General features: G+C 58.2%; 22 protein-coding genes. 17 read left to right on the top strand and 5 right to left on the bottom strand.

The features are described from left to right. Window positions 1-94: 94 nt before the first annotated feature. The 3 genes from QMG40_RS03230 to QMG40_RS03220 are packed head-to-tail and all read right to left on the bottom strand — an operon-like array spanning window position 95 to window position 4865. The gene (locus QMG40_RS03230; protein WP_283527844.1) at window positions 95-1150 is read right to left on the bottom strand and encodes an NAD-dependent epimerase/dehydratase family protein; all 1056 of its coding nucleotides are present in this window, start codon (window positions 1148-1150) and stop codon (window positions 95-97) included. Next, window positions 1147-3846, bottom strand: coding sequence for an alpha/beta fold hydrolase (locus QMG40_RS03225; RefSeq protein ID WP_283527842.1), 2700 nt, complete (start codon window positions 3844-3846; stop codon window positions 1147-1149). The genes QMG40_RS03230 and QMG40_RS03225 overlap by 4 nt, the downstream gene beginning before the upstream one ends. Then, window positions 3840-4865 carry a 3-oxoacyl-ACP synthase III gene (locus tag QMG40_RS03220; protein WP_283527840.1) on the bottom strand — a complete coding sequence of 342 codons (1026 nt, stop codon included), beginning with the start codon at window positions 4863-4865 and terminating at the stop codon, window positions 3840-3842. The genes QMG40_RS03225 and QMG40_RS03220 overlap by 7 nt, the downstream gene beginning before the upstream one ends. 253 nt (window positions 4866-5118) lie before the next feature. Here QMG40_RS03220 and smc point away from each other — a divergent pair, with 253 nt between their 5' ends. Further along, window positions 5119-8778: a chromosome segregation protein SMC gene (gene smc, locus QMG40_RS03215; RefSeq protein WP_283527838.1), complete on the top strand. Its 3660-nt coding sequence runs from the start codon at window positions 5119-5121 to the stop codon at window positions 8776-8778. Window positions 8779-8896: 118 nt separating this feature from the next. Here the strand turns inward: smc and QMG40_RS03210 are convergent, their stop codons facing one another. Continuing rightward, on the bottom strand, window positions 8897-10117 hold the full coding sequence (locus QMG40_RS03210; RefSeq protein ID WP_283528609.1) for an MFS transporter: 1221 nt from the start codon (window positions 10115-10117) through the stop codon (window positions 8897-8899). A gap of 72 nt (window positions 10118-10189) precedes the next feature. On the opposite strand from QMG40_RS03210, the gene ftsY reads away from it, so the two are divergent. The 3 genes from ftsY to QMG40_RS03195 all read left to right on the top strand — a co-directional run bounded on the left by ftsY (window position 10190) and on the right by QMG40_RS03195 (window position 13296). After that, a complete protein-coding gene (ftsY, locus tag QMG40_RS03205; protein ID WP_283527836.1) occupies window positions 10190-11383 on the top strand; it encodes a signal recognition particle-docking protein FtsY in 1194 nt (397 codons plus the stop codon). A gap of 216 nt (window positions 11384-11599) precedes the next feature. Further along, the gene (locus QMG40_RS03200; RefSeq protein WP_283527834.1) at window positions 11600-12961 is read left to right on the top strand and encodes an ammonium transporter; all 1362 of its coding nucleotides are present in this window, start codon (window positions 11600-11602) and stop codon (window positions 12959-12961) included. Continuing rightward, window positions 12958-13296: a P-II family nitrogen regulator gene (locus tag QMG40_RS03195; protein ID WP_283527832.1), complete on the top strand. Its 339-nt coding sequence runs from the start codon at window positions 12958-12960 to the stop codon at window positions 13294-13296. Before QMG40_RS03200 ends, QMG40_RS03195 begins: the two co-directional genes overlap by 4 nt. 108 nt (window positions 13297-13404) lie before the next feature. Here the strand turns inward: QMG40_RS03195 and QMG40_RS03190 are convergent, their stop codons facing one another. Further along, window positions 13405-14817, bottom strand: a complete 1413-nt coding sequence (locus QMG40_RS03190; RefSeq protein WP_459252955.1) for a glucose-6-phosphate dehydrogenase — start codon at window positions 14815-14817, stop codon at window positions 13405-13407. 436 nt (window positions 14818-15253) lie between these two features. Here QMG40_RS03190 and ffh point away from each other — a divergent pair, with 436 nt between their 5' ends. The 13 genes from ffh to QMG40_RS03125 all read left to right on the top strand — a co-directional run bounded on the left by ffh (window position 15254) and on the right by QMG40_RS03125 (window position 24925). Continuing rightward, window positions 15254-16828, top strand: coding sequence for a signal recognition particle protein (gene ffh, locus QMG40_RS03185; protein WP_283527823.1), 1575 nt, complete (start codon window positions 15254-15256; stop codon window positions 16826-16828). Window positions 16829-16979: 151 nt separating this feature from the next. Further along, window positions 16980-17753, top strand: a complete 774-nt coding sequence (locus QMG40_RS03180) for an alpha/beta fold hydrolase (protein WP_283527821.1) — start codon at window positions 16980-16982, stop codon at window positions 17751-17753. 112 nt (window positions 17754-17865) lie between these two features. After that, window positions 17866-18375, top strand: coding sequence for a GNAT family N-acetyltransferase (locus tag QMG40_RS03175; RefSeq protein ID WP_283527819.1), 510 nt, complete (start codon window positions 17866-17868; stop codon window positions 18373-18375). Window positions 18376-18536: 161 nt separating this feature from the next. Continuing rightward, on the top strand, window positions 18537-18989 hold the full coding sequence (locus QMG40_RS03170; RefSeq protein WP_283527816.1) for a hypothetical protein: 453 nt from the start codon (window positions 18537-18539) through the stop codon (window positions 18987-18989). A 333-nt stretch (window positions 18990-19322) separates the two neighbouring features. After that, a complete protein-coding gene (gene rpsP, locus QMG40_RS03165; RefSeq protein ID WP_283527814.1) occupies window positions 19323-19730 on the top strand; it encodes a 30S ribosomal protein S16 in 408 nt (135 codons plus the stop codon). Between the two features lies 1 nt (window position 19731). Then, on the top strand, window positions 19732-19974 hold the full coding sequence (locus QMG40_RS03160; protein WP_283527812.1) for an RNA-binding protein: 243 nt from the start codon (window positions 19732-19734) through the stop codon (window positions 19972-19974). Window positions 19975-20116: 142 nt separating this feature from the next. After that, a complete protein-coding gene (gene rimM / locus QMG40_RS03155) occupies window positions 20117-20686 on the top strand; it encodes a ribosome maturation factor RimM (protein ID WP_283527810.1) in 570 nt (189 codons plus the stop codon). Beyond that, complete coding sequence (gene trmD, locus QMG40_RS03150; protein ID WP_283527808.1) at window positions 20686-21483, top strand: tRNA (guanosine(37)-N1)-methyltransferase TrmD; 798 nt, start codon at window positions 20686-20688, stop codon at window positions 21481-21483. Before rimM ends, trmD begins: the two co-directional genes overlap by 1 nt. A gap of 252 nt (window positions 21484-21735) precedes the next feature. After that, entirely contained in the window at window positions 21736-22095 is a 360-nt protein-coding gene (gene rplS / locus QMG40_RS03145) for a 50S ribosomal protein L19 (protein ID WP_283527806.1), read from the top strand. Window positions 22096-22111: 16 nt separating this feature from the next. Next, window positions 22112-22771 carry a signal peptidase I gene (lepB, locus tag QMG40_RS03140; protein WP_283527804.1) on the top strand — a complete coding sequence of 220 codons (660 nt, stop codon included), beginning with the start codon at window positions 22112-22114 and terminating at the stop codon, window positions 22769-22771. Window positions 22772-22852: 81 nt separating this feature from the next. Further along, window positions 22853-23833: a signal peptidase I gene (lepB, locus tag QMG40_RS03135; RefSeq protein ID WP_283527802.1), complete on the top strand. Its 981-nt coding sequence runs from the start codon at window positions 22853-22855 to the stop codon at window positions 23831-23833. Next, entirely contained in the window at window positions 23833-24507 is a 675-nt protein-coding gene (locus QMG40_RS03130; RefSeq protein WP_283527800.1) for a ribonuclease HII, read from the top strand. The genes lepB (QMG40_RS03135) and QMG40_RS03130 overlap by 1 nt, the downstream gene beginning before the upstream one ends. An 85-nt stretch (window positions 24508-24592) precedes the next feature. Next, entirely contained in the window at window positions 24593-24925 is a 333-nt protein-coding gene (locus QMG40_RS03125; protein ID WP_283527798.1) for a DUF2469 domain-containing protein, read from the top strand. The last annotated feature ends 189 nt before the right edge of the window (window positions 24926-25114 follow it).

The following is a 25114-nucleotide window of genomic DNA, read 5'->3' as shown; positions in this document are numbered from 1 at the left end:
TAGTGAGCATTGTTTGCCTATGAGGTACGCCACGCTGTGATTACAGGTAGTGGCCCTGCCCCCGAACCACGGCTTCCTTGTGGTAGGGCTGAAATTAGCTTGTGCGGTAGTACTGCGCTAAACGGGCCAGGCCTTCATCAACTGTGACTGCCGGGGTCCAATCAAGCACCGCTTGAGTGTGGCGTTGGTCGAACCAGTGGGCAGTGGAGAGCTGCTCTGCCAAGAAACGGGTCATAGGTGGTTCGTCATGGACCCAGCCCCGAGAACCGGCCGCGCTCCATGCTTTTTCAATCACGGAGCCCGCACCACGAGCCAACCAACCTGGCACGGAGTAGACAGGAGCTGGCACTCCGGCGGCGGCACAGATTCCAGCGATGAGTTCCCCCACAGCCCGGGGTTCACCATTAGTGACAACCAACGCTTGTCCGTGGGCGTAGTCCATGCGTTCAAGGCCGCGCACGATCGCCTCGGCGGCGTTATCAACATAGGTGGTGTCAATGAGTGCCCGGCCCCTATCCAGTAGGGGGAGCCTGCCTGTACGGGCGCGTTCCACTACGCGTTCCACCAGTTGAGTATCCCCGGGACCCCAAACCACATGCGGACGGATGGCCGTGACCCTGAAAGTGGGGGAGTCCTGTGCAAGAGCGATTTGTTCGCCAGCAGCTTTGGAGCGTGCATAGTGCCCACGGGCAAACTCGGGATTAGCTGCGCCAGCGGGCGCGCCCACAATCGAAGAGCCAAAGTGGGCTACTGAAGGTGAGGAAACAAACACAAAGTCCCGGACGCCTTCGTGTTGAGCAGCCGCAATGAGTTGACGTGTGCCAACGATGTTTGTTGAAACGAATTCGTTCCATTCCCCGGTGAAGGAGACCTTAGCGGCCAGATGAACTACTGCATCCATGCCGGCAACTGCGCGTGCGCCAACGTCGGGGTCAACCACAGAGCCCTGCATCGATTCCCACGGGGCCTGAACCGCACGGCGCTGCAATGTTCGCACTCCGAAACCGCGTTCATGGAGCAGGGTCGCAACGGCTCGTCCCAACAAGCCGCTGGTTCCTGTCACCAGAACGCGGCGCTGGCGCTTCGAGCTGGTGGTAGCTGAGGGATTGTTGGGGGAGGCAGAATTTTCCAAGGAAGAGTCGGCGGTCATGGACGCCCTGGCTTCTCACCGGATAGCATTCTTCCGGCCCACCGCGAGAGCTTAGCTCGATCAATTTTTGAGTTGTGCCGCACATCGGTGGGCATGGAATCTATGACAAGCACCGCAGCCAACGGCAAGTCAGTGCTTTGGGCAGCCGCCCTGATCTGGGTGGCCAGTGCGGTTGGCGCCAGCCCGGCGCGTTTGACGGCGGGGTTCGTTTCAACAATGGCAACTGCCGCCTGAGTGCCCTTGGGACCAACACCAACTATGGCTGCACGGGAAACACCTGGCACCAGTTCCACGGCCTGTTCGGGCGCGACAGGAGTTTTCACACCGGTGGCGGTGGTCAGGATATGCTCCATGCGGCCTTCCACCCAGAGCCGGCCATGGGCATCCAGATGACCAACATCGCCACTGCGATGCCAGCCGGGGATGGAAGTACTCAGTTCCTGAGTGATCCACAAGCGGTCGTAACGCTCTTTCACGTGCGGTGCACTGACCAAAATTTCCCCTGTTACGTAGGCGGCAGTGGTGGGCTCAGGCACCACAACACCATCGGCGTTCACAGGGGCAATCGCAATGGACGCGCCACTGACGGCCGTACCCACGCACACACCATTTCCCGCGCCCGCGGCACGAATGCCGGGCAGGTCAATATCGGTAAGCGGCAGCGCTTCGGTCATACCGTACGGGGTGTGCAGCTCAGCGTTCGGGATAAGCTGCTGAACGCGTTCCAGCAGAGGTTGTGCTAAAGGTGCCCCTGCAGATAAGACCAGTCCGACGTCGGACAGAGACTTGCGCTGCGTAGGGGAGAGTTCCGCCGCGGTCCCCACAACGTTGACAAGGGCCGCTGGCGAGGCAAAGACAACCGTCGCCTTGATAGCTGCTGCGGCGTTGGCCAGTGCGTGAGCGGTCAGAGTGCGCGGTGCGGTGACATCCATGTCTGGGGTGACGGTGGTGGCACCAAGTGCCGGGCCCAAAAGTGCAAAGGGTGCGAACCCAGCTACAAGCGCTGTGCCTGCTTCCAAATGGTAGGTGGCCTTGAGGGTGTCGCGCATGGCAGCCAAACGGCGATTTGTATACACCACGCCCTTGGCCGGTCCCGTGGATCCTGAGGTGAACAGCACTGCGGCGTCCGCGTCGGCGGGCAGGGGAATGAATGCCTGGGCGTTGCCCGCCAGGCGCACAACGCGGCCGTTGGCCATAAGTTGCGGCACGGTGGCGGCAACGGAGAATAAAGATTTCTTGATCCGGGCTGAGGCTGGTGTGAAATCCTGCGCTGCGATCTTCACACCCGGCCAGTTGTACAAGCGTGCGCCAGCGAGGGCGCGCTCAATGCCAATCAAGTAATCCGGGCCCGCACCCTTGATAGCACGGCTCATGCCCTTAGTGCCCAAGCCGGCATCGGCCACAACAATGATGGCGCCAAGCCTCAAACACGCATATATCAACGTGGTCAGGTTGATGCCCGGTGGCACCAGCAGACTTACCCGGTCTCCACCTTTTACACCCAACTCCCGCAGCCCTGCCGCGAGATCGTCCACGTCCCGAGCCAGCTGTGCCCAGGAAATAACTCGGGTAGCGCTGGCTTCTCCGGTGGGGAGCATGTCAACAATGGCAGTGGAAGTATCGTCTTGCCGGGCATCAATTTCAGCCAGCATCGGCACATAAGGATTGGCCGTTTCTGGATTGTTTGGCTCACCTTTTACCGAACGGGCAGAGTCGGCAGGGCTGGCGGGAACGTTACCGGCGAGCCACGCAAAGGTTGGTGTGGCAATATCGCGGTCTTCTTGCACCAGGTGACTTGCACCCTCAAAACGGTGCACGTGCGCGTGCGGCAGACGAGTCAGTAAATCACGCAAGTAGCGATCGGAAAAGACAGGGTCCTTGGGCCCCCACATCATAAATACGGGCACATCCAGGGTGCGGATGTCAGCGGACACCGTGTCCAGAGCAGCCCGTGAGGGATGATCCTCGGCGGCGGGAATGTCAGCCACAAAATTGCCAACACCTGCCCTGCGAGCAACAGTTTTGTACGGTGCCATGAACGCCGCTTTAACGTCTTCACTTAAGCCGGGTTGTGCCAGAGAGTGCGTCACCTGCAAAAAGGCGGACGTCGTCGTGGTACCCCACTTATGAACCGCAGGGTGGAGGGCAAGTTGCAACGCAGGCGGTAGTGAGAACCCTGCCGGGTGAACTGCGGTGTTGGTCAGGATCACACCGGCTAGCTGTTCCCGGTGGCGGGTGGCCCAACCAAGGGAGATGATCCCTCCCCAGTCGTGGCCAACACTGACCACAGGGCCTGTGAGATCAAGGGCGGCGGTGAAATCGCCCAAGTCGGTGATGCGGTCTTCAAGGCGACGGAAAGTCCCTGTGCGTTCGGAGAAACCCATATCCAGCTGATCAACGGCGATGACCCGCCACGGACCACCTGCCGCGAGTGTGGCGGGAGAGGTTGCCCCGGCCAACAGGGTGCGCCAAAGGTATGACCAGGTGGGATTGCCATGGACACACAGCAGCGTCCCCACAGGCTCTAGCCCCGTGGCCGCAACGTCCTCGGCATTGTCTAAGTAATGCCATTGATGCCGTGATCCAGCGGGATCAACTACGGCTGTGGACGGCACTGAGCGGGTGCGTCGCCAACTGGCTTGGACGCCGGGCCATGACTGGGTAGGGTCAACCTCCGATGAAGCCACTGCTACCACGCAATTTCCATCATGGCGGTATTAAGCCCGGAGCCCACGCCCATGCACAGCACGCGATCACCACTGGAGAGAGTTTGGGATTCCTGCGCCAAAGTCATCGGCAATGACGCCGGACCCACATTGCCCCATTTGGGGAACGTGATGGGAACTTTGCCCTTGACAAGGTTCACGGCCTTGATGATTGCATTGGTGTAGGAATTGGACACTTGGTGTGTGACGTACCTGTCCATGGAACGCCAATCCCAGCCGTCCGTGTGAGCTTCATCCCATGCGTCAGTAACAAGCTCCAAACCGTTATCCAGCAGGCCCTTGGTATCAGTGAACATTCCGTCAGGGCCGCCAACACAAAGCTTGTGGTGCTGGGTGCCGGCGCGGGAAACCCCGCCAAGGATGCGGTGGCCACCCGGGTGCAGATCCGCAGGCCCAATCACGGCAGCAGCGGCTCCTGATCCCAGAGTGAGGGTGGCAAATTCTTTGAGGTAGTCCTCACGGGTGGACGTTTCAGCATTCAAACGATCAAAAGTTGTTTCCTGAGTGGTTTGGGCATCCTCACCAGCAACAATCAGTGCGTACTTGATTTGACCTGAGTCAATCATGTTTGCGGCCAATGTCATGCCGTTGACGAACCCTAAACACGCGTTTGCCACATCAAAGTTCATGGCAGAGGAGGGCAACCCCAAACCGTTGTGGATTTTTACAGCCACAGAGGGTTCCAGATTGCGACGGGTGACAGAGGTGTTGATCAACAGCCCTACCTGGCCGGCTTCAATGCCCGCTTCGGCCATGGCTTTGGCTCCGGCTTCAATAGCGGCGTCATCAAAGTCCGTTCCGGGCGCCCACCAGCGGCGTTCTTCTACACCGGCCACACGCTCCAACAGGCGCTTCGAGAGGCGCAACCGTTTCAAGCTCGGGGCAAGCCGAGCGTCAAAGTCGCTGGACTTGACTACAACTGGAGCCTCAATGCTTGAGACAGCCAGCAAGGCGGTGTTGTGGTGACGAAACGTAGCGTTGCCGATCAAGTTCCAGCCTTTTTCTTGTAATGTTCGGTGCTAAATGGCACCGAAAAAGCAATGACTGTGCTGCGAAACGTGCGGGAACTGCATTGGCTGGCCCCCGTACACATAAAGGCACACCCTTAACTATGCACCTTAGAGGGGTGTTCATGCACATGCGCCTTAATGCATACACACGTTGGCCGCCCGGGTGGCGAGCAGAAATTCACGGTAGATTGGCAGGTGTGAAACGCCCGCCTGCGCAGGAGAAGAATACAGTTTGCATCTAAAGAGTCTTTCCGTGCGCGGGTTCAAGTCCTTCGCCTCGGCCACCACCTTTGACTTTGAACCAGGTGTCACAGCTGTTGTGGGCCCCAATGGTTCGGGTAAGTCCAACGTGGTTGACGCCCTGGCCTGGGTCATGGGCGAACAAGGTGCCAAGACCTTGCGCGGGGGCAAAATGGAAGACGTCATCTTCGCCGGCACCTCAGCACGTCCCCCGCTGGGGCGGGCACATGTTGCTCTCACCATTGATAATAGCGACGGCGTGCTGCCTATTGACTACGCTGAAGTCACCATTTCCCGCACGTTATTCAGAGCTGGAGGTTCTGAATATGCCATCAACGGGAGCTCATGCAGGCTCCTTGATATCCAAGAACTTCTATCGGATTCCGGCTTGGGCAAGGAGATGCACGTCATTGTGGGGCAGGGGCAGCTAGATAAGGTTTTGCATGCCACCGCCGAGGATCGCCGAGGCTTCATCGAAGAGGCCGCAGGCATTCTCAAACACCGCCGCCGCAAAGAAAAAACGTTACGCAAATTAGAAGCCATGTCGGCAAACCTTGCCAGACTCACCGACCTGACAGGGGAGATCCGCCGCCAGCTAACCCCTCTGGGCAAGCAGGCAGCCGTGGCCCGACGGGCCCAAAGTGTGCAGTTTGACGTCCGGGACGCCAAGGCACGCCTGCTGGCCGATGACATTGTGAGCCTGCGCACCGCCGTCGAACGTGACGAAGCCGCAGAGCTGGCACTGAAAAACCGTCGCGAAATGGTGGAAAAGACTCTCCACAGTGGTCGTGAAAAGCAAGCGGATCTTGAACAAGAAGCAGCCGCGGCCACTCCGTTGCTGAACGCTGCGCGCGATAATTGGTATCAGCTGTGTGCCACACGTGACCAGTTCAAGGCACTGGGGGTGCTGGCTGCTGAACGTCGGCGTCACCTGGGTGCCGTGGATGCAGCGCCGGATCCCAGCCGGGACCCTGACAGGCTTGCCGAGCAGGCCGCCCGTCTGCGTGCCGAGGAAGCCGAGCTGGATTTGACCCTTGAAGAACGCCGCTATGGGTTAGAGACGGCGGTTGAAATCAAGGAGGACGCGGAGGCTGCCGTGAGGGATGAGGAGCAGCGAGTCCGGGCTCAAATGCGTGCCACAGCTGACCGCCGCGAGGGTCTGGCCACGTTGGCCGGAAAGGTTTCTTCGGCTCGTTCCCGAGTTGAGTCCGCCGAGGCTGAAATTGGCCGCCTGCACCAGGGCAAGGCGGCTGGCGCTGATCGGCACAAGGCGGCGGCGCAAGAATTTTCTGCCCTTGAGTCTCAGGTGGCCGGGGTTGAAGCTGGTGAGGAGCGCCTGGACGAAGACTATGAAGTGGCCACCGCCGCCGTTGATGCACTGGATGCGAAGATCGAGGCCGTCATAACGGAGCAGCTGGCAGCGCAAAGGGATCGTGATTCCCTCACCGCGCGCCGCGATGCCCTCGCCGTGGGCCTGTTGCGCAAGGACGCCAGCGCGCACCTGTTGGAGACCCGCCCACCCGGCATTATGGCCTCCATGGCAGAGCTGCTTCGGGTGGTCCCCAGCCATGAAATCGCCATCGCGGCAGCCCTTGATGCGGCGGCCGAAGGCGTGGTTGTCAATGATGCCGAGTCAGCGCTGAAGGCCCTTGAACTAGTCAAAACGCACGACGGCGGACGGGTCACCTTGGTGGTTGCCTCCGGTCCAGCAGTTCCCGCCGGTCCAGCAGTTCCCGCCGGTCCAGCCGGGACCGCTACGGGTCCCGCGGCAGAGATCCTCACGAAGCAGGCCGCAGCAAAAGAGGCGGTCAACGCAGTGAAGGGAGCCGTCGTCGGCCGGGCACAGGTCAGTGGTCCAGCTGAGCTGGATGCGACTCTGGATGCTTTGCTGGCAGCTGTGGTTCTGGTCCCGGATTTGGCGGGGGCACGGGAAGTTCTTTCTCACCATGCGGGGCTCACGGCTGTGACGGCGCAGGGAGATGTGATTACGGCTTTCTATGCAAAGGGTGGATCTGCCACGGCGCCCTCGCTGCTTGAGTTGGCGGCCGCAGTTGATGAGACCGAAACGCAGCTTAGCGCCGCCACAGCGCGCGGGGAACAGGCCAGATTTGCGTTGGCCGGGCTGCAGTCACAGCGCCGTGACTTGGCTGTTGTCCAGAGCGATGCGCTGGCTGCACTGCACGAATCTGATGCGCGGCTTGCCGCTGTTGCTGAGCGGCTTGGTTCGTTAGGGGCCACCTTGCGATCGGCTGCGGGCGAGTCCGAAAGGCACGCACAAGCCCTCAATGCGGCTGCGGAAAATCTGGTCCGGGAGCAGCAGGTGCTAAAGGAAATGGCTGCCCGGTTGGCCCAAGCGCAACAGGCTCCAGCCAGCGTAGAACCTTCCATGGAGGAAAGGGATACCTTGGCTGCTGCGGCGGCTGCGGCTCGTGCTGTGGAGATGGAGACGCGGCTTACCTTGCGCAGTGGCGAAGAAGCGCTGAATACTGCGCGGACTCGGGCGGCAGCCTTGGAACGGGCGGCGGCAACAGAACGCTCGGCTCGGGAACAGGCGGCTCGCCGGGCTAACCGCAGGCTGTTCCAGTCAAAGAAAGCCGCGGCCGTGGCACTGGCTGCCCAACATATTTTGGCGTTCGTGGAAGAGTCAATCGAGCTGGCCGAGCAGGTCCGCGATCAGGCAGAGCAGCAGCGGGCCACCCGTGAAGTGGAGCTCATGTCCGTGCGGGCAGCCACCGCTGAGGCGCAGAAGGAACTGGCCACGCTAACCGATTCCGTGCACAAGGATGAAATGGCGCGCACGTCACAGCGGTTGCGTATTGAAACTCTTGAACTTAAGTCCATTGAGGAGCTGGGACTCAGTGTGGACCATCTCATCACGGAATACGGTCCCGAGACTCTTGTGCCGTTGGCTCCGGGGGTTGGCACTGATAAGTGGGCGGCGTTGCGCATTGAGGTTGATGAAGCAGGGGATGAACTCCGTGACGGGACCCCGTTTGTGCGCCAAGAGCAGGAAAAGCGGCTCAAACGCGCCGAGCGCGATCTATCTGCCCTAGGGAAGGTGAATCCGCTGGCGCTGGAGGAATTTGCGGCTCTAGAGGAACGCCACCAATTTTTGTCTTCACAGCTTGAGGACCTCAAAGCCAGCCGCAGAGACCTTATGGACATCATCAAGGAGGTGGATCAGCGTGTGGAGGAGGTCTTCACTGCCGCCTACGCAGACACGGCCGTGCAATTTGAGCGCGTCTTTGGCCGGCTCTTCCCGGGCGGTGAGGGACGCCTGGTCCTGACCGATCCCTCCGACATGCTCACAACAGGTATTGAGGTTGAGGCCCGGCCCGCTGGCAAGCGAATTAAGCGACTCTCGCTGCTTTCCGGTGGCGAGCGTTCACTAACTGCCGTAGCGCTGCTGGTGGCTATTTTCAAGGCTCGGCCATCGCCGTTTTACGTCATGGATGAGGTTGAAGCCGCCCTGGATGACACCAACCTGGGGCGCCTGCTCACCATTTTTGAGGAACTGCGCGAATCCAGTCAGCTGATCATCATCACCCACCAGAAGCGGACCATGGACATTGCCGACGCGCTCTATGGTGTGTCGATGAGGGGCGACGGAGTATCAACAGTGATCAGTCAACGAATGAACCGCCCCGAATAACCGCCCCACCCCCAACGCTCGCTCACTCTACGTCGTGTTTTTGAGAACGCTCGCTCACTAGGTGAGCGAGCGTTTACTCATAGTCGACGTAAAGTGAGCGAGCGTTGGCCGGGGGTGCTTACAGCTGCTGGGTGTCCCTTGCCCGCAGCCAGAACAGGATGCTAACCAATGCAACGGCGCCCGCCATAGAGAAAGCCACCCCGTAGGAAAAGAGGTCAACCAGGAAGCCTGCTGCGATGGGTCCGATGATGGCGCCCAGATCCGAGCTCATCTGGAACGTGGCCAGTACCTTACCGCCAGACCGATCATTGCCAATGACATCACCCACCGAAGCTTGCTGCGCCGGACCCATGAGCCCACTGCCCAAACCGGCGATTGCTGAGATAACAAAGAACCAGAAAACTTCCCCGGTGAACCCCAACACGCACATGGCAATACCGTTGACGACCAAACCAGATAAAATCATCGGCTTGCGGCCCCAAGTATCAGCCAACTTGCCGGAGAACGTGAGGGCAACACCGGTGCCGATAGCAAACACGGCCAGAGAGATACCGGCAACTTCCGGTCCGGCACCCAACGCCGCAGTGGCAAAGAGTGGAACTAATGCCATTCGAATGCCGAAGGCGGACCAGCCATTAGCGAAACTGGAGGTCAGTACCGCCCTGTAGGCAGGAATTGCCAGTGCATCACGCAGTGGCAGAACCTGTTTCTTCAGCGCAGCCTGAGCACGCTCATGCACCGGAATGGGAAGAGCAGCCGGAAGGAAGGTGGCGACAAGAATGGCCACCAGCACTAGTGCCCCGGCGTAAACCAGGAACGGCAACTGCATTCCAAACCCTGCCAACAGCCCACCCACGGCAGGCCCGGCAATATTGCCCAACAGGAAAGAACCGGCGTACAAACTAGAAATGCGGCCTCTCGCCTTGGGTGGAGCCATCCGGATCAAAAGACCCATAGCGGCCACTGTAAACATGGTTGAACCAATACCGCCAAGCCCGCGGTAGACCAACAATTGCCAATAATTCTGGGCAAAGGCACAGGCCGCGGAGGATGCTCCTACAATCAGGATCCCCAAAATATAGGTGCGTCGCTCACCCATCCGCTCCACAAGCCATCCACTGAGCGGGGCAAAGAGCAATCTCGTGAAGGCAAAGACGCTGACCACCACTGCTGCGGCGGTCACACTGACATCAAAACTTTGCGCAAATTGGGGCAGAACAGGTGCCACAATGCCAAAACCAATGGCGATCAGGAAAGCGGCAGCAACCAGCACCTTGATCTCTCGAGGCAACTTCACTTTGGTTGGGTCAGAGACCTTATTGGCACGGGGACTAGTCATTGGCATCAAAGAAGAGTTTCTCACACGCAGCAGGAGAGCCAATGCCGGCAGGCCCCGTGAGAGACTGGGAGAGTGAACGATTTTCTCCCCATCATTGTGTCCATTGTTGTTGGCCTCGCCGTCATCGGCGCCCTCATTCCAGTCTTTCTGAAGGTCCGGCGAAGCAACCAAAACTACGTTGGCCCGCGCGACGCCAATGATCCAGCACCGCTGGATGCCACCGATGCCCAAGGTGGCGGCACCCTGGTTCAGGAGCGCCCGGAAAGCCAAGTTCCGCCGTCGGACATTGATAGCGCGGAAGTTGAGCCGGAAACACCAACTGCACCGTCGCTGGAAACGCCTCTGCCCGTTGACGGACGGCTGGTACGCCTGCGCGCACGGCTATCGAAGTCAAACAATGCCCTGGGTAAAGGCTTGTTGGCGCTGCTTTCGCGCGACACTATCGATGAAAATGTGTGGGATGAGGTCGAGGAGACGCTGCTGCTGGCAGATATCGGCACCGATTCAACCATGGAACTGGTGGATACGCTGCGTGAACGCGTCAAGGTCTTGGGCGTGCGCAGCCCCGAACATGTCCAATCCATGCTGCGTGAGGAACTGATCAAACTGGTGGATCCCACCATGGACCGGACGCTGAATATTACCCGTCACGAGGACCGTCCGGCTGTTTTGATGGTGGTTGGCGTCAATGGTGTGGGTAAAACCACCACCGTGGGCAAGCTGGCACGCGTGTTAGTTGCACAGGATAAGGACGTGCTGCTGGGCGCTGCCGATACCTTCCGCGCCGCTGCGGCAGAGCAGCTGGCAACGTGGGGTGCCCGCGTAGGTGTACCCACTGTGAAGTCCGACGTCGATGGGGCAGACCCCGCTTCGGTCGCCTTTGAAGCGGTGAAGGCCGGGATCGAACAAGAAGTTGATGTTGTCATGATCGACACCGCCGGGCGCCTGCAAAATAAGGTTGGGCTGATGGACGAGCTTGGCAAGGTCAAACGAGTCATTGAGAAGCAAGCCACCGTTGATGAGGTGCTGCTGGTGCTGGATGCAACGACAGGTCAGAACGGGCTCACCCAGGCGAAGGTCTTTGCTGAAGTCGTGAATATCACCGGCATTGTCCTGACGAAGCTGGACGGCACTGCCAAGGGTGGCATTGTGGTGGCCATCCAGAAGACCCTCGGGGTTCCCGTGAAACTGGTGGGACTAGGTGAAGGTGCCGATGACCTGGCGCCCTTCGAGGCAGAGACATTTGTGGATGCACTACTGACTTAAAAGCGGCCTTTAACACAGCGCCCGTTTTGGCCGGCACCGAAACACACCCGAAACACGGACGGTGCACTGTTTTAACGTTGTGGCGGATAATGTAACGCCACGGAAACGTTGCGCGCCTCATTGTGAAACACCCCAGTCCCAACATTGTAAGAGTCCAGATTGCACGGGCCCAGGTGGCAACCGGCAATCATTCTTGCAATGAAAGGCCAGCAGCCAATGAATACTGGTGATACAGCGTGGGTCCTCATATCGGCGTCCCTGGTGCTCTTGATGACCCCAGGACTAGCATTTTTTTACGGGGGCATGACCCGGGCCAAGGGTGTGCTGAACATGATGATGATGAGCTTCGGGGCCATCGCCGTTGTTGGTGTGCTCTGGGTTCTTTTTGGTTACTCGGCAGCTTTCGGCAGTGACGTTGGGGGCGGACTGCTAGGTAACCCTTTCGAAAAGTTGGGGCTGCGCGGTGTCCTGGACACCGGCGCTGGAATTCCCTTAATGGCGACTATCCCAGAGATTGCCTTTGTCGGCTTTCAGGCGGTGTTCGCCATCATCACGGTGGCGCTCATTACCGGGGCAATAGCAGATCGTGCCAAATTCGCTGCGTGGCTCCTCTTTGCGGCTATCTGGGTCACAGTGGTGTATTTCCCGGTTGCCCACTGGGTTTTCTCATTTACCAAGGACGCCAATGGCAATCCGACTGGCGGTTGGATCGGTCAGGGGCTAGGTGTCATTGACTTTGCCGGCGGGACGGCGGTGCACATCAACGCCGGCGCAGCCGCATTGGCGTTGGCGATTATTTTGGGGAAGCGCAAAGGATTCGGCAAGGACCCCAGCCACCGCCCGCATAACCTTCCCTTCGTCATGCTCGGAGCTGGCCTGCTGTGGTTTGGCTGGTTTGGTTTCAACGCAGGCTCGGCCTTAGGGGCCAACGCTATTGCTGGGTATGCCTGGATCAATACGCTCGCCGCCCCGGCTGCGGCTATTTTGGGATGGCTTCTTGTAGAGAAAATTCGCGATGGCCACGCCACCTCCCTCGGCGCGGCTTCCGGAGCCGTTGCCGGGCTCGTTGCCATCACGCCGGCATGCTCGGCGTTGACCCCCATGTACTCGATGGCACTGGGCTTACTGGCTGGGGCCGTCTGCTCCTTGGCAGTTGGCCTGAAGTACCGTATGGGCATTGACGATTCCCTCGATGTAGTGGGTGTTCACCTGGTGGGAGGCATTGTAGGGACCCTATTCATCGGCTTTGCAGCCGATCCCGGTGCACCCGCAGGAGGCCAGGGACTGTTCTACGGAGGCGGACTCGAGCTGCTGGGCAAACAAGCCATCGGTGCCCTGGCCGTTATGCTCTACTCGTTCGTCATCGCCTTCCTCATCGGGTGGATCATCAACAAAACCATAGGGTTCCGCGTTTCCGCCACGGCGGAAACAGACGGTATTGACATCAGTGTCCACGGCGAATCGGCCTACGACTTCGGCGGCCGCAGCTCCGGTAGTTTCTCGCCGTTGCTGGAGAAACTGCCGGCGTCCGTAGGGCCACAAGAAACGCAGACTATGGAAGCAAAGGTAGATGCATGAAACTCATCACGGCAATCATCCGTCCCGAACAATTGGACCAGGTTCGCAATGCGCTGGAAAGCTACGGTGTGCAGGGCCTCACGGTCAGCGGCGCGCACGGTTACGGACGCCAACGCGGCCACACGGAGGTTTACCGCGGGGCGGAATACACAATTGATCTGCACGCAAAAATCCGTATTGAAGTCCTCGCCTCAGATGAGCAATCAAACGATCTCATCGACATCATCGTGGCCAGCTCCAACACCGGAAATGCTGGGGATGGCAAAGTCTGGATGACTGCGGTATGTGAAGCCGTCCGCGTCCGAACTGGTGAACGCGGCGTTGCGGCGATCTAGAGTCTTTCCAATGGACGACGGCGGCACTTAGGTGAGTGGAGAACTTACCTAAGTGCCGCCGTCGTCGGTCAGGAAATACTCCAGTATTATCCCGTTGGGAGGGAAGTCCTAGTCGTTGCTGGTGGTCCAATCACTGGGCCCATTAGAGCCGGCAGCATATTCCTCCATCGGGACTTTGTCAGCTTTCCATGCGGTGAAGGTTGGCTCCACAATACGCCAGCACTCTTCCGCAGTGTCACCGCGCACTGAAAGCAGGGGATCTGCCCGCAGAATGCCTTCCAAGACTTCGCCGTACGGCAGGAGCGGATCGCTGCCCAACTCTGCTTCCAATCTGACCCGGTCAAGGGTGAATACGTCACCTGGGCCATTGACATCAAGATCCAACACCAGAGTATCCGGACCGAAACCGATGTGTAGGCGCGTTGGGGCATCTATTCCCTTGAACCCAAGAGGCAGGTGCGGCACTGGTTTGAAAGTCACCACCGCCTCCTTGCGTGAGTGGCCAACAGCCTTACCGGAACGCAAAATGAACGGTACTCCGGCCCAACGCCAATTGTTGATGTACACCTCCACCTCAGCCAGGGTCTCAGTATCATTGGCCGGATCCACGCCGTCTTCATCAACGTAACTGGGCACGTGACGTTTACCAATGGTGCCGGCGGTATAGCGGGCCCGGCGGGTGTAATTGGCCAAATCACCACCGTTGCGGCCAATAGTGCTTGCGCGCAGAACTGTGGCAATGCTGGAGCGGACGTCCTGCTCACCCAAAGTTGCAGGGGGTTCCATTGCCATGATGCCCATGACTTGAAGCAGGTGGCTTTGAATCATGTCACGCCCGGCCCCGGCATGGTCGTAGTAGCGGGCCCGGTTCTCCAACGTCAGCGCCTCATCAAAGAAGATTTCGATCTTTTCAATATGCTCACCGTTCCAAGAGTGCTCAAGCAACCTGTTGGCAAAGCGAAGCCCCAAGATGTTCAGGACGGTGGACTTGCCCAAGAAGTGATCCACCCGGTGGATGTGGTCTTCGGGAACCAAGCTGGCCAGTGTGGCATTGAGTTTGCGAGCTGATTCAACGCTTGAACCAAACGGTTTTTCCATCACCAGACGAGTTCCCTCGGGCAGCTCTTCTGGAGTCAAAACCGAGCAGGCCTTTTGGCTTATTGCCGGGGGCAGGGCAAAATACAGGGCAACCGGGCCGGGAATATCTTTGAGGAATTTGCCCAAGGCACCCTTGGCTGTGACGTCAAGCTGATGGTAAGTGCTCTCTTTTTTGACTTGTTTGAGATCCTTGATCCCGGAGGCAGTGGATGACTTATCCGTTGATTTTTCGCTGGGGGAGAGGGCCTCGGAGAAACTCTCTTTGAGCCTTTCCTGCCACTGCTCAGCGGACCAGTCATCGTTGCCGGCGCCCACCAACGAGAGCCCGTCCGCCCGTCCTGAAGCAATCAAACGAGCCACCCCGGGCAGCAAAAGTCGACCCGTCAAATCGCCCGAGGCACCCAAAATAACAAGTGTCTTGATCCGCCCGTCGGAGCCGTTCGCCTGAACCGGGGGCCCGGCGTCGTGCGAGGCTTTTGAAGCCTTGGTTTTCGAGCTGGCCGAAGAGGAGGCATGAGTACTGGAAGCTGAGCTGGTTTTCTTCACACTTTCAGCATGCCACCAAGTCCAGAAAATTTCAGCACTTCCGGCGCTCAAGAGCGTGAAGTTTCATTTGGAACGTGCTTGTCAGGGACAATCACCGGTGGTGAGTTCCGGGTTGCGTGGCATGTGCAGCGAAGCGGCGCCGTAGTTGGTACCCTTGATAGTTGAGTCCCTCAGGAAAGGGAGTGGGACGGTGGTAAACGCCGTCTCGCCGGTCTCATCCTGATTACCGTAATTGCCGCGTCTCTTGCGCGGGCAGGCCCTGGCCAGCTCGCGCGGGCGTTGGTTAATCTCTGACGAAAGAAGTACGCGGCGCGTGTTCAACTCCCTATCTGATCGGTTGACAGCAACTTTCAAGAACCTCCGTGGCAAAGGCCGGCTAAGCGAAGCCGACGTCGATGCCACAGTGCGCGAGATCCGTCGAGCCCTTTTGGATGCCGACGTTGCCGTGCCGGTGGTTCGTGAGTTCACAGCCAAAGTGCGTGAGCGCGCGCTGGGCTCTGAGGTCAATGAGGCGCTGAATCCAGCTCAACAGATCGTTAAAATCGTCAACGAGGAACTCGTTGCCATTCTTGGTGGGGAAACCCGCCGCATTAACTTGGCTAAAAACCCGCCCACCGTCATCATGTTGGCCGGTTTGCAGGGTGCGGGTAAAACCACCCTCGCCGGAAAGCTGTCCAAGTGGCTCAAGGGCCAAGGGCACAGCCCACTGCTGGTTGCAGCGGATTTGCAGCGTCCCAACGCTGTCAAACAGCTCCAGGTTAACGGTGAGCGCGCGGGTGTCCCCGTTTTTGCCCCGCACCCCGGTGTTAGCAGCGAATTTGAAAGTGCCACCGGTGATCCTGTAGCCGTCGCCATGGCCGGTCTGGCTGAGGCAAAGGCCAAACTTCACGACGTCGTCATTGTTGACACCGCCGGACGTCTTGGTATCGACGCAGAGTTGATGAAGCAGGCTGCAGACATCCGCGCCGCCATCAACCCAGATGAAGTCCTCTTTGTTATAGACGCCATGATCGGCCAGGACGCTGTTAACACGGCTCAGGCGTTCAACGAAGGTGTGAACTTCACCGGTGTTGTTCTGACCAAGCTGGACGGCGATGCTCGCGGTGGTGCTGCGCTCTCCGTTGCCTCCATCACCGGCAAGCCCGTCATGTTTGCCTCAACGGGTGAGTCACTGGATGACTTCGAGCTGTTCCACCCAGACCGTATGGCCAGCCGCATCCTTGACATGGGTGACGTGCTCACGCTCATCGAGCAGGCTGAAAAGAACTGGGATAAGGGCGAAGCTGAGCGGATGGCGAAGAAGTTCGCCGACCAGGAAGATTTCACCCTCGATGACTTTCTGGCTCAAATGCAGCAGATTCGCAAAATGGGCTCCATGAAGAAAATGCTCATGATGATGCCAGGTGCCGCCAACATGCGCCAACAACTTGAGAATTTTGATGAGCGCGAGATCGACCGCGTTGAGGCCATTGTCCGTTCCATGACACCTCATGAGCGTGTGGCGCCCAAGATCATGAACGGCTCCCGCCGCTCCCGCATAGCCAAGGGTTCCGGCGTTCACGTTTCAGAGGTCAACGGGCTTCTGGAACGGTTTGGGCAGGCTCAGAAAATGATGAAGAAGATGGCTCAGGGTGGCGGGATTCCCGGTATGCCAGGTGTTGCGGGCCCGGGCGGATTCAGCAGTGCACGCAAGGGCAAGCAAGGGCCCAAGAAGAAGGCACGCTCCGGCAACCCGGCCAAGGCTGCCGCAGAGTTGAAAGCTGCTGCGGAGAAGGCCAGTGCGCCCAAGTCGCTGCCCACGGGTGCCGCATTTGGTGCGGGCGCCGAGGACTTTGATCCGGCTAGCCTGAACCTGCCGAAGGGGTTTGAGAAGTTCCTCGGCAAGTAAGCCACGCTACCTGCAAGGCCCTGTTCGGAAGTCAGTAACACCTCTGTTACTGACGCGCCGGACGGGGCCTTTTGCTGTTCACGCACCAACCTTGTGCTGCTCGGGCACCAAAATGGGGCACTTTGTCAGTGGCCTCCGGTAGCCTGCATCAATGAGTAAAACCCGTATTGTGTTTGTGCATGGCATGGATGGTTATGGGGTTGCTGCCTGGCCCGCTCAACACACCCTCGCCGGGAACTACGATTGTTTGTTTCTCAAGCGGACCGGTTTTGACGTCGTAGAGTTCCCTGTCGCCGGCGACTTCGCCGCCGACGCCCGCATTGTCATTGATGCGTTGGGAAGGGGCGGCCATCTGGTGGCCCACGCCCAGGGTGCTGTCGCCGCCATGATGGCAGCTGTGGAGCGTCCCGATCTAATCCGGTCGCTAGTTTTGGTGGAACCTGCGCTACTGTCGCTGACGGCAGAACTGCCTGCAACCACTGCATACCGTGAACTTGTGGAACCGTTGTTTGCCCGAAGTGCGGAACTGACAGATACTGCCTTTTCTGCCGAGTTCAGACGGTTAACCGGTGCCATGACGGGCCCAGGTAATGCTGGGCAAAGCACTGCTCACAGTACGGTTCACAGTTCAACGGGAATGACGCGCCTAGCACCGGCAGAATCCTCAGCCAGAACCGCGGCGCGTGTTCACTTACAGGCCCCGTTGTGGGATGCGCCGTTGCACATAGTTCCCGGTGTACCCACTCTTGTACTAACAGGAGGCTGGGAACCCCTCTACGAAGAAATAGCCGAGTATCTCACCACAACGGGTGCCATGCATCGGATGACACCTGGTGGACACCGCCCGCACGACCACCCCGAAGGTGTTCAAATAATCACAGAGTATATTGCTGAGCAGACGCTGGCCACCACAGATGACCGCTGACGCCGGCGTAACCGCTCTGCTCTTCACAGTGCACCAATATCACGATGCACCAATATGCGGCGCACCAATACGCGGCGCAGGGAGATGGCTGTCATGTCGGTAGGATCGCTCTATGTTTGAAATTCGTCCGGCAGCTCTGAGCGAGTTTGCCTTGCTGCCTGCCGTCGAGGCGGAAGCCGACCATGCCTTTGAAACGCTGGAGCCACCCCTGTCCATTGCCAACTTTGCACCTCTGGGCATGCCGGCAGATTATGCTGACGCGTTTCACATCATGGTGGCCGGGCGTCCGCCGGTTGGTTTTGTGCAGTTAGAAATCGTGGATGGCCAAGCCCACCTGGAACAACTTTCTGTCAGTCCTGAGTTCGCACGGCAGGGTATTGGCCGTTCATTAGTGACGGCCGCAAAGGCATGGGCGGCGGAGGCTGGCTTCAAGTCCATGACGCTCTGTACCTTTGCCGAAATACCTTTCAACGGGCCCTTTTATGCAAGCTGCGGGTTCGCGGAGGTTGTATCGGGGCAGTGGCAAGGCGAAATGAGAGCCCGTCTTCAGCACGAACGCGAACTTCAAATGGCCGCTGTGGGTCGACGAATTGTCATGAGAGTTGACCTGAACCAGCGCTAGTAAAGCTACGTGTCTCCCAAGTAACCTAGCTCAGCCGGTGAGGCCGGGGCTGTGGACAAAGCAGATTCAAGTTAGGGTTGGTTCCGGAGCTCGCCGTGAACCAAATACGGGGGCTTCCCCGGAACATTTCAGTGCCGGAACCCAACTTGAAAGGCTTGTGCGTGGCCAATTACTCAGAGTTCTTCATTGCCGACCACCACCAGGCGGTTGCTCGCGCCAAGGCGCGACAGGCTGGAAAATCACCTGCCATGGACGTGCCCGTGCTGCCCACTCCCGGCCTGAGTGACTTCGAGTTTGAAGTACTCGGTGAGTTTGCCGTCAATAAGGTCCATGCAACAGGAGTGGCTGCAGAGCTGAGTCTTGTGGATATTGAGTTGGATAATTTGTTTGCTGTTCCTGATGCGCTCCTTGAAGTTTTTGCAGAGCTGAACGCCCCGGAGGATCCCGAGGATGTTGTGGATCTTGCCGCACAATGGGCCCAGGCCGAAGAGATGGAATCCACTCCTGCGGTAACCGAGCCGTTGCTGCGTGCTTTGACGGGTATGGCGGTTGCTGCCATGTCGGCGGCCGAAGACAACGCCAAGATGGGTCTGTTCTTCTACTCCGCCGAGTAGTTCTGGGCGCCGCCACGAATTTTCTTTCGCCAGTTGCCACTTATGGTGTCCAGATCGCCCGTTACGGCACCGTAAGTGGCAACTCACGGATGTCAGGACCTCGCCGCGGCCGCCCAAGAGCGTAAATGCGGTGCCATGATGAACAACACGTGGGCATCAGAACGCAACACGTTCCATGTAGCAAAGTTTTTCTGGCATAATAAAGATGTACTCGATCCGTGTGGCCCCTCTCTCCACTTGATGATCGTGTCCTTAGAAATCCGAAGATCGGCCCGCCCCACGGGAGCGTGACACGGAATTCGCCCCTTTTTCGAACCAGGAGTAACCACAAAAGTGGCCGTAAAGATTCGCCTTAAGCGCTTTGGTAAAATGCGTGCACCGTACTACCGCATCGTCGTCATGGACTCACACTCAAAGCGTGATGGCCGTGCGATCGAAGAAATCGGTAAGTACCACCCGACCGAGCAGCCTTCATTCATTGAGGTCAAGAGCGACCGTGCGCAGTACTGGCTCGGCGTTGGCGCTCAGCCGTCTGAACCTGTTGCCAAGATCTTGAAGATCACCGGTGACTGGCAGAAGTTCAAGGGCATCAAGGGCGCCGAAGGCACCTTGAAGACCAAGGCCCCCAAGGAAGCATTCGTTGCTCCTGAGGCCAAGAACGTTGTTGTTAAGGAAGCCATCACCAAGAAGGCCAAGAAGGCCGACGACGCTGAGGCGCCCGAGAGCACCGAGGCCGAGTAACTTGTTGGCTGAAGCGCTGGAGCATCTTGTCCGCGGGATTGTTGACTCTCCCGAGGACGTGCAGGTGAGCGTCAAGACCAATCGCCGCGGGGAATCCCTCGAGGTGCGCGTTCATCAAGACGACCTCGGCCGGGTTATTGGCCGACAGGGCCGCACCGCACGTGCTTTGCGCACAGTGGTAGCTGCACTGGCCAACGGTGAACCGGTGCGTGTTGACGTTGTTGACACGGACCGTCGCCGCTAACCTGTCCCACGGAACTTGGTATCGCCTTAGCGCGAACTAAAGCAAGTTTCCAGCAGCTAAGCCAAATGTTTGGCCCCGGCACCATAATGGTGACGGGGCCAAATTTTTTCCCCATCATTATATAAATACGTAAGGAATCCCCATGCAGGTTCAGGTTGCCCGAATTGGCAAACCCCACGGTATCCGTGGAGAAGTGACGGCATTGGTTCTCACCGATGCCCCTGATTCCCGGTTTGCCGTCGGCACCGAATTCGTTGTTGAACCGGCAACGCTGGGAGTCCTGACTGTCAAGAGCTCGCGCTGGAACAAGGACATTCTCCTGCTCGGTTTCGAAGGTACCACCACCCGCAATGAAGCAGAATTGTTGCGTGGTGCCACCTTGTACTTTGAATCCGAAGATGACCAGGACGACGACGCCTGGTACGAACACGAGCTGCTGAACCTTGAGGTTCGTGTTGGCGATGCAAAGGTTGGCAAGGTCACTGGCTTGCGCACCCAGGCCGTGCAGGACCTGCTGATTGTGCAAGACAATGAGGGGGATGAAGTTCTGGTTCCGTTCGTGGATGAGATAGTCCCGGAAGTGAATATCGAAGAAGGTTTCGTTTTGCTGACTCCTCCCGCTGGCCTCTTTAGCGTTAATAAAGAAGTATCAGCGAGCGATGAATCCGGCGAGGCTGCGGACTTAGATGGCACAGAAAACAGCGGCAAATAATGCGTTTTGACGTCGTGAGTATTTTCCCCGAGTATCTGGCGCCCTTGGACCTGAGCCTTATTGGCAAGGCCCGCGCCGAGGGAATTCTGGAGCTCGTTGTCCATGACCTGCGCAGCTACACCGCGGATCGGCACCGTACCGTTGACGACACCCCCTATGGTGGTGGCGCGGGGATGGTTATGAAACCCGAACCGTGGGCGCAGGCTTTGGAGGACATAAGCGCTGTCTCGGCCGTGTCCGACGCCGCTCGGCCCACCTTGATTGTGCCTTCACCTGCCGGGGAAGTGTTTAACCAAAAGCTTGCCTACGAGTTGGCCGGTGAAGAGCACTTGGTCTTTGCCTGCGGACGGTATGAGGGCATTGATGAGCGCGTACTTGATTGGGCCGCCAGTGAATACACGGTGCGTCCTGTCAGCTTGGGAGACTATGTTCTCAACGGTGGCGAAGTGGCAGTCTTGGCCATGGTTGAGGCCATCGGACGCCTAATACCTGGCGTGGTGGGAAACCCGGAGTCACTTATTGAAGAATCCCATTCCGATGGGCTGCTTGAATACCCGGTTTACACCAAACCCTCGAGCTGGCGCGATCATGAGGTCCCCGAGGTGCTCCTTAGCGGCAACCACGGAAAGATCGCCAAATTCCGCAAAGAACTCCAGCTGCGTAGAACTTCGCAGCGACGTCCGGACCTGATTGACGCCCTTGATGTCTCCAACTTCAGTAAAGCGGATCGAAACGTGCTGTGGGACCTGGGTTACGCCGTGGTCGAGGGAAGAGCAGTTCGCCGCGACAACGAATGAACCAGGCGTAGTGAGACCATGGTGCGTACCGAACTGAATTAGTTATTGAGTCGCCATCTGTGGCAAAATGAATAGATGTGCCTACTGGGCGTGTTCCTGCCACAGGGGGAACACTAGCCAACAGGGCGGCACACCGGTGATCCAATCGAGGTATCCGGTCCAATTTTTTCGATTCCCATGACAGGCTTTGTGCCGTCCATGAAAATCGTGACACAAAGTAAATGACCTGTGGCGTTTACCTGGAGTGAGAAAATGCATCTTCTCGATTCTGTTGACGCAGCCAGCCTGCGCAGCGACATTCCCGCCTTCCGTGCCGGGGACACCCTCAACGTTCACGTGAACATCATTGAAGGTTCCCGCTCACGTGTCCAGGTGTTCAAGGGCTTTGTCCTTGGCCGCCAGGGCGACGGCATCCGCGAGACCTTCACGGTCCGCAAGGTCTCCTTCGGTTGCGGTGTTGAGCGTACCTTCCCGGTACACTCCCCGGTACTGGACAAGATTGAAGTTGTCACCAAGGGTGATGTACGCCGCGCTAAGCTCTACTACATGCGTAGCCTGCGTGGCAAGGCAGCAAAGATCAAGGAAAAGCGCGACAACGTTCCCGCCAAGTAAAAAAAGGAACCGCACTTTGACTCAAGCGAAACGCCAGACCAGGAAACTGGGCTGGCGTTTCGTTGTTTTGGCAGTTGCCATCATCTTTGTTTTCTTGGCGTTGGTCCGCAACATCTGGGTGGATGTCTACTTCATTCCTTCAGAATCAATGGAGCCACTGCTGCTAACTGGTGACCGCGTCTTAGTCTCTCGGACCGTTTTTGCAAAGGTGCCTATTGAGCGTGGGGATGTTGTTGTTTTTGACGGGCGAGGTTCCTTCACACCCTGGAAATCCGGTGCTGGCCCACTTGCTGACGGGGTGGTGGGTGCTGGCCAGTGGCTTGGTCTGGTGCCCAATGACAACGTTTATGTAAAACGGGTGCTGGGCGTGGCTGGAGATACGGTGAAATGTTGTTCGGCTGATGGTCTCCTGGAAATTAACGGGGTGCCTGTGACCGAGAGTTATCTTTATCCGGGGGATGAGCCCAGCGTGGTGACGTTCACTGTGAGCGTTCCGCAGGGTAAATTGTGGCTTATGGGCGATCACCGAAGCGTGTCTTTGGATTCGCGTTCACTGTTGGGTGCTCCCGGTGGCGGGTTGATCTCCACTTCAAAAGTCATTGGCTCCCCACGTGCAACCGTGTGGCCGTTGGACCGGTTGCACGTCATCGACAGCAACAGCGATGCGGCGCCCTAAGAGCTGAGTCGTTCGTAGTTTACGCGCCGTCAGCGGTGCGCCAAGACACATTTATGCTTGACTTTGCTAAGGAAATTTACGTTGATCCAAGACAGTGTTCCGGAGAAATCCGATGACGCCGAACCCCATGACGCCGAACCCCACGGCGCCGGGTCCCAAGAGTCTACAGAGGCACACGTGCCCCACGACTCCGCTAGCTCGCAGAGCCCCACGGACGCTCACGAGACCGGGAGCGGGCACGCACGGCACTCAACTGCGGGTCGGCACAGCACCAACGCCACCAACGCCACCAACACTGATGGCACCAACAGCACCAGCACCAACGGCGATGGGACGCTCGTTGACCGTCTTGGCCGCCAGGCGTGGTCGTGGGGCAAAGAACTGTTGATCATCATTGTGATCGCGGTTGTTTTGTCATTTTTAATCAAAACATTTTTGTTCCGGGCATTCTTCATCCCGTCTGGGTCGATGGAAAACACGCTGCAGGTCGATGACCGGATCTTCGTGAACTTGCTGGTGCCGGAACCATTTGCACTTAAACGCGGAGACGTTGTTGTTTTCAAAGACACCCAAAACTGGCTCAAGCCAGAGCCTACAACTGAGAGTCCCCTTGGTTGGGTGAGCAAGGTGGCGACCTTCATTGGTTTGGCACCGGATAGCTCACAGCAGCACCTCGTCAAGCGCGTGATTGGCATGCCAGGGGACAAAGTCAGGTGCTGCGACGCTGATGGAAAATTGAGTATTAACGGCCAAGCCATCACCGAACCGTACCTGTTTCCCGGTGCTTCACCGTCGGAGACTACCTTCGAAGTTACCGTTCCCGAGGGGCATTTGTGGGTTATGGGCGATCATCGCAACAATTCCCAAGACTCCCGCTACCACAACAGCTACAACAACACCGGCTTTGTCCCCATTGCCGATGTGGAAGGCCGTGCTGTTGTGATTGCCTGGCCCGTGACCCATTGGGGGATCCTGGGCAACCACCCGGAGGTTTTTAACGAAGTCCCTAATCCAACGAGCTCAAGTGTGGGCTCTGCGGCGCACGTACCAGCAGGTCAGTAATGGTTGCTACTGCACCCACTCTTGAGTGGGAACGCGAACTTGCCTCTCGCGGGTTTGCGGTTGTTGCGGGGTGCGATGAAGTGGGGCGTGGCTCACTTGCCGGTCCCGTCAGTGTAGGAGTGGTCATTATTCGCCCAGCCTCGGCCAGCGAGCTACCAGGGGTTAAAGACAGTAAGCTCCTTCGCATTCCTGTGCGCCAGGCGCTCGTTCCAGCAATTGTGGACTGGGCGCAGGCTAGTGCCGTAGGGCATGCGGCCGCCCACGAAATCGATGCTGTGGGCCTTGTGAGTGCACTGCGTTTAGCTGGCCAACGGGCCATGGCACAAGCTGCTGCAGTACTGATGCCAGATTTTGTTATTTTGGATGGCAACCAAGATTGGCTCTCTGAGCCTGTCCATGAAGATCTTGGCCTTTTTGCAACGGCTGCCCCGCAGGGACCACCCGCACCTTGGCAGGTCCAGACTCGCATTAAAGCGGACCTGACCTGCCTGTCAGTCGCCGCGGCTAGTGTCCTTGCCAAGGTTGAACGCGACGGCATGATGAGCCAGCTCGCCCAAGAGTTCCCGGCGTTCGGGTGGGAGTCGAATATGGGCTATGGAACAGTCAGTCACCGGGCTGCTATTGCTCAACTAGGTCCCACAGACCACCACCGCAAAAGCTGGCGTCTAGTCTAATCAGTGCCGTGGAGGTCGCCGTGCTGAGATGACTTTGCTCCCGGGCCCGTTGGGTAAGTGCGTGTTCGTGATGGATGATGGAAGCATGAGCGCTGAGGATCTGGAAAACTACGAAACTGACATGGAGTTGCAGCTTTACCGCGAGTACCGCGACGTGGTGAACCTGTTCAGCTATGTGGTTGAAACGGAACGACGATTTTATTTAGCTAACCATGTGGATTTACAGGCACGGTCAGCTGACGGCGAGGTGTACTTTGATCTGACGTTGCAGGATGCCTGGGTCTGGGACGTGTACAGGACAGCCCGTTTTGTGAAGAACGTGCGAGTCATCACTTTCAAGGACGTCAACGTCGAGGAACTGATCAAATCTGATGACCTGCGGGTCCCCAAGGACAGCCAGCTGGGACCGCTTAGTTAAGTCCCGCCGTCGTCCTAGCCCCGTGAGGTTGGAGATAATGACGCCTCCACGGCCTTCCCGGTATTGAGGAAGACTCGGAAGAGGGCCATTTAGTCAGCGTTTAGCACATTAGGATGTGATATTCATCCTAAAACCCTGGCAGTAACATGTCCGGAAGCACGAACTCAGCTGCGGGTGCTTGTTACGATG

Source organism: Arthrobacter antibioticus (genome assembly GCF_030063205.1).
In the GTDB taxonomy this organism is placed as follows: Bacteria; Actinomycetota; Actinomycetes; order Actinomycetales; family Micrococcaceae; genus Specibacter.
The sequence above is the reverse complement of the archived record's forward strand: the minus strand, read 5'-3'. Positions and strand labels throughout refer to the sequence as shown.

Excerpts from the sequence above, each read along its gene's own strand:
- QMG40_RS03230 (WP_283527844.1), bottom strand. The coding sequence starts at position 1,150 with ATGACCGCCGACTCTTCCTTGGAAAATTCTGCCTCCCCCAACAATCCC.
- QMG40_RS03210 (WP_283528609.1), bottom strand. The coding sequence starts at position 10,117 with ATGACTAGTCCCCGTGCCAATAAGGTCTCTGACCCAACCAAAGTGAAG.
- QMG40_RS03200 (WP_283527834.1), top strand. The coding sequence starts at position 11,600 with ATGAATACTGGTGATACAGCGTGGGTCCTCATATCGGCGTCCCTGGTG.
- QMG40_RS03195 (WP_283527832.1), top strand. The coding sequence starts at position 12,958 with ATGAAACTCATCACGGCAATCATCCGTCCCGAACAATTGGACCAGGTT.
- QMG40_RS03180 (WP_283527821.1), top strand. The coding sequence starts at position 16,980 with ATGAGTAAAACCCGTATTGTGTTTGTGCATGGCATGGATGGTTATGGG.
- QMG40_RS03175 (WP_283527819.1), top strand. The coding sequence starts at position 17,866 with ATGTTTGAAATTCGTCCGGCAGCTCTGAGCGAGTTTGCCTTGCTGCCT.
- rimM (WP_283527810.1), top strand. The coding sequence starts at position 20,117 with ATGCAGGTTCAGGTTGCCCGAATTGGCAAACCCCACGGTATCCGTGGA.
- trmD (WP_283527808.1), top strand. The coding sequence starts at position 20,686 with ATGCGTTTTGACGTCGTGAGTATTTTCCCCGAGTATCTGGCGCCCTTG.
- rplS (WP_283527806.1), top strand. The coding sequence starts at position 21,736 with ATGCATCTTCTCGATTCTGTTGACGCAGCCAGCCTGCGCAGCGACATT.
- QMG40_RS03130 (WP_283527800.1), top strand. The coding sequence starts at position 23,833 with ATGGTTGCTACTGCACCCACTCTTGAGTGGGAACGCGAACTTGCCTCT.
- QMG40_RS03125 (WP_283527798.1), top strand. The coding sequence starts at position 24,593 with ATGAGCGCTGAGGATCTGGAAAACTACGAAACTGACATGGAGTTGCAG.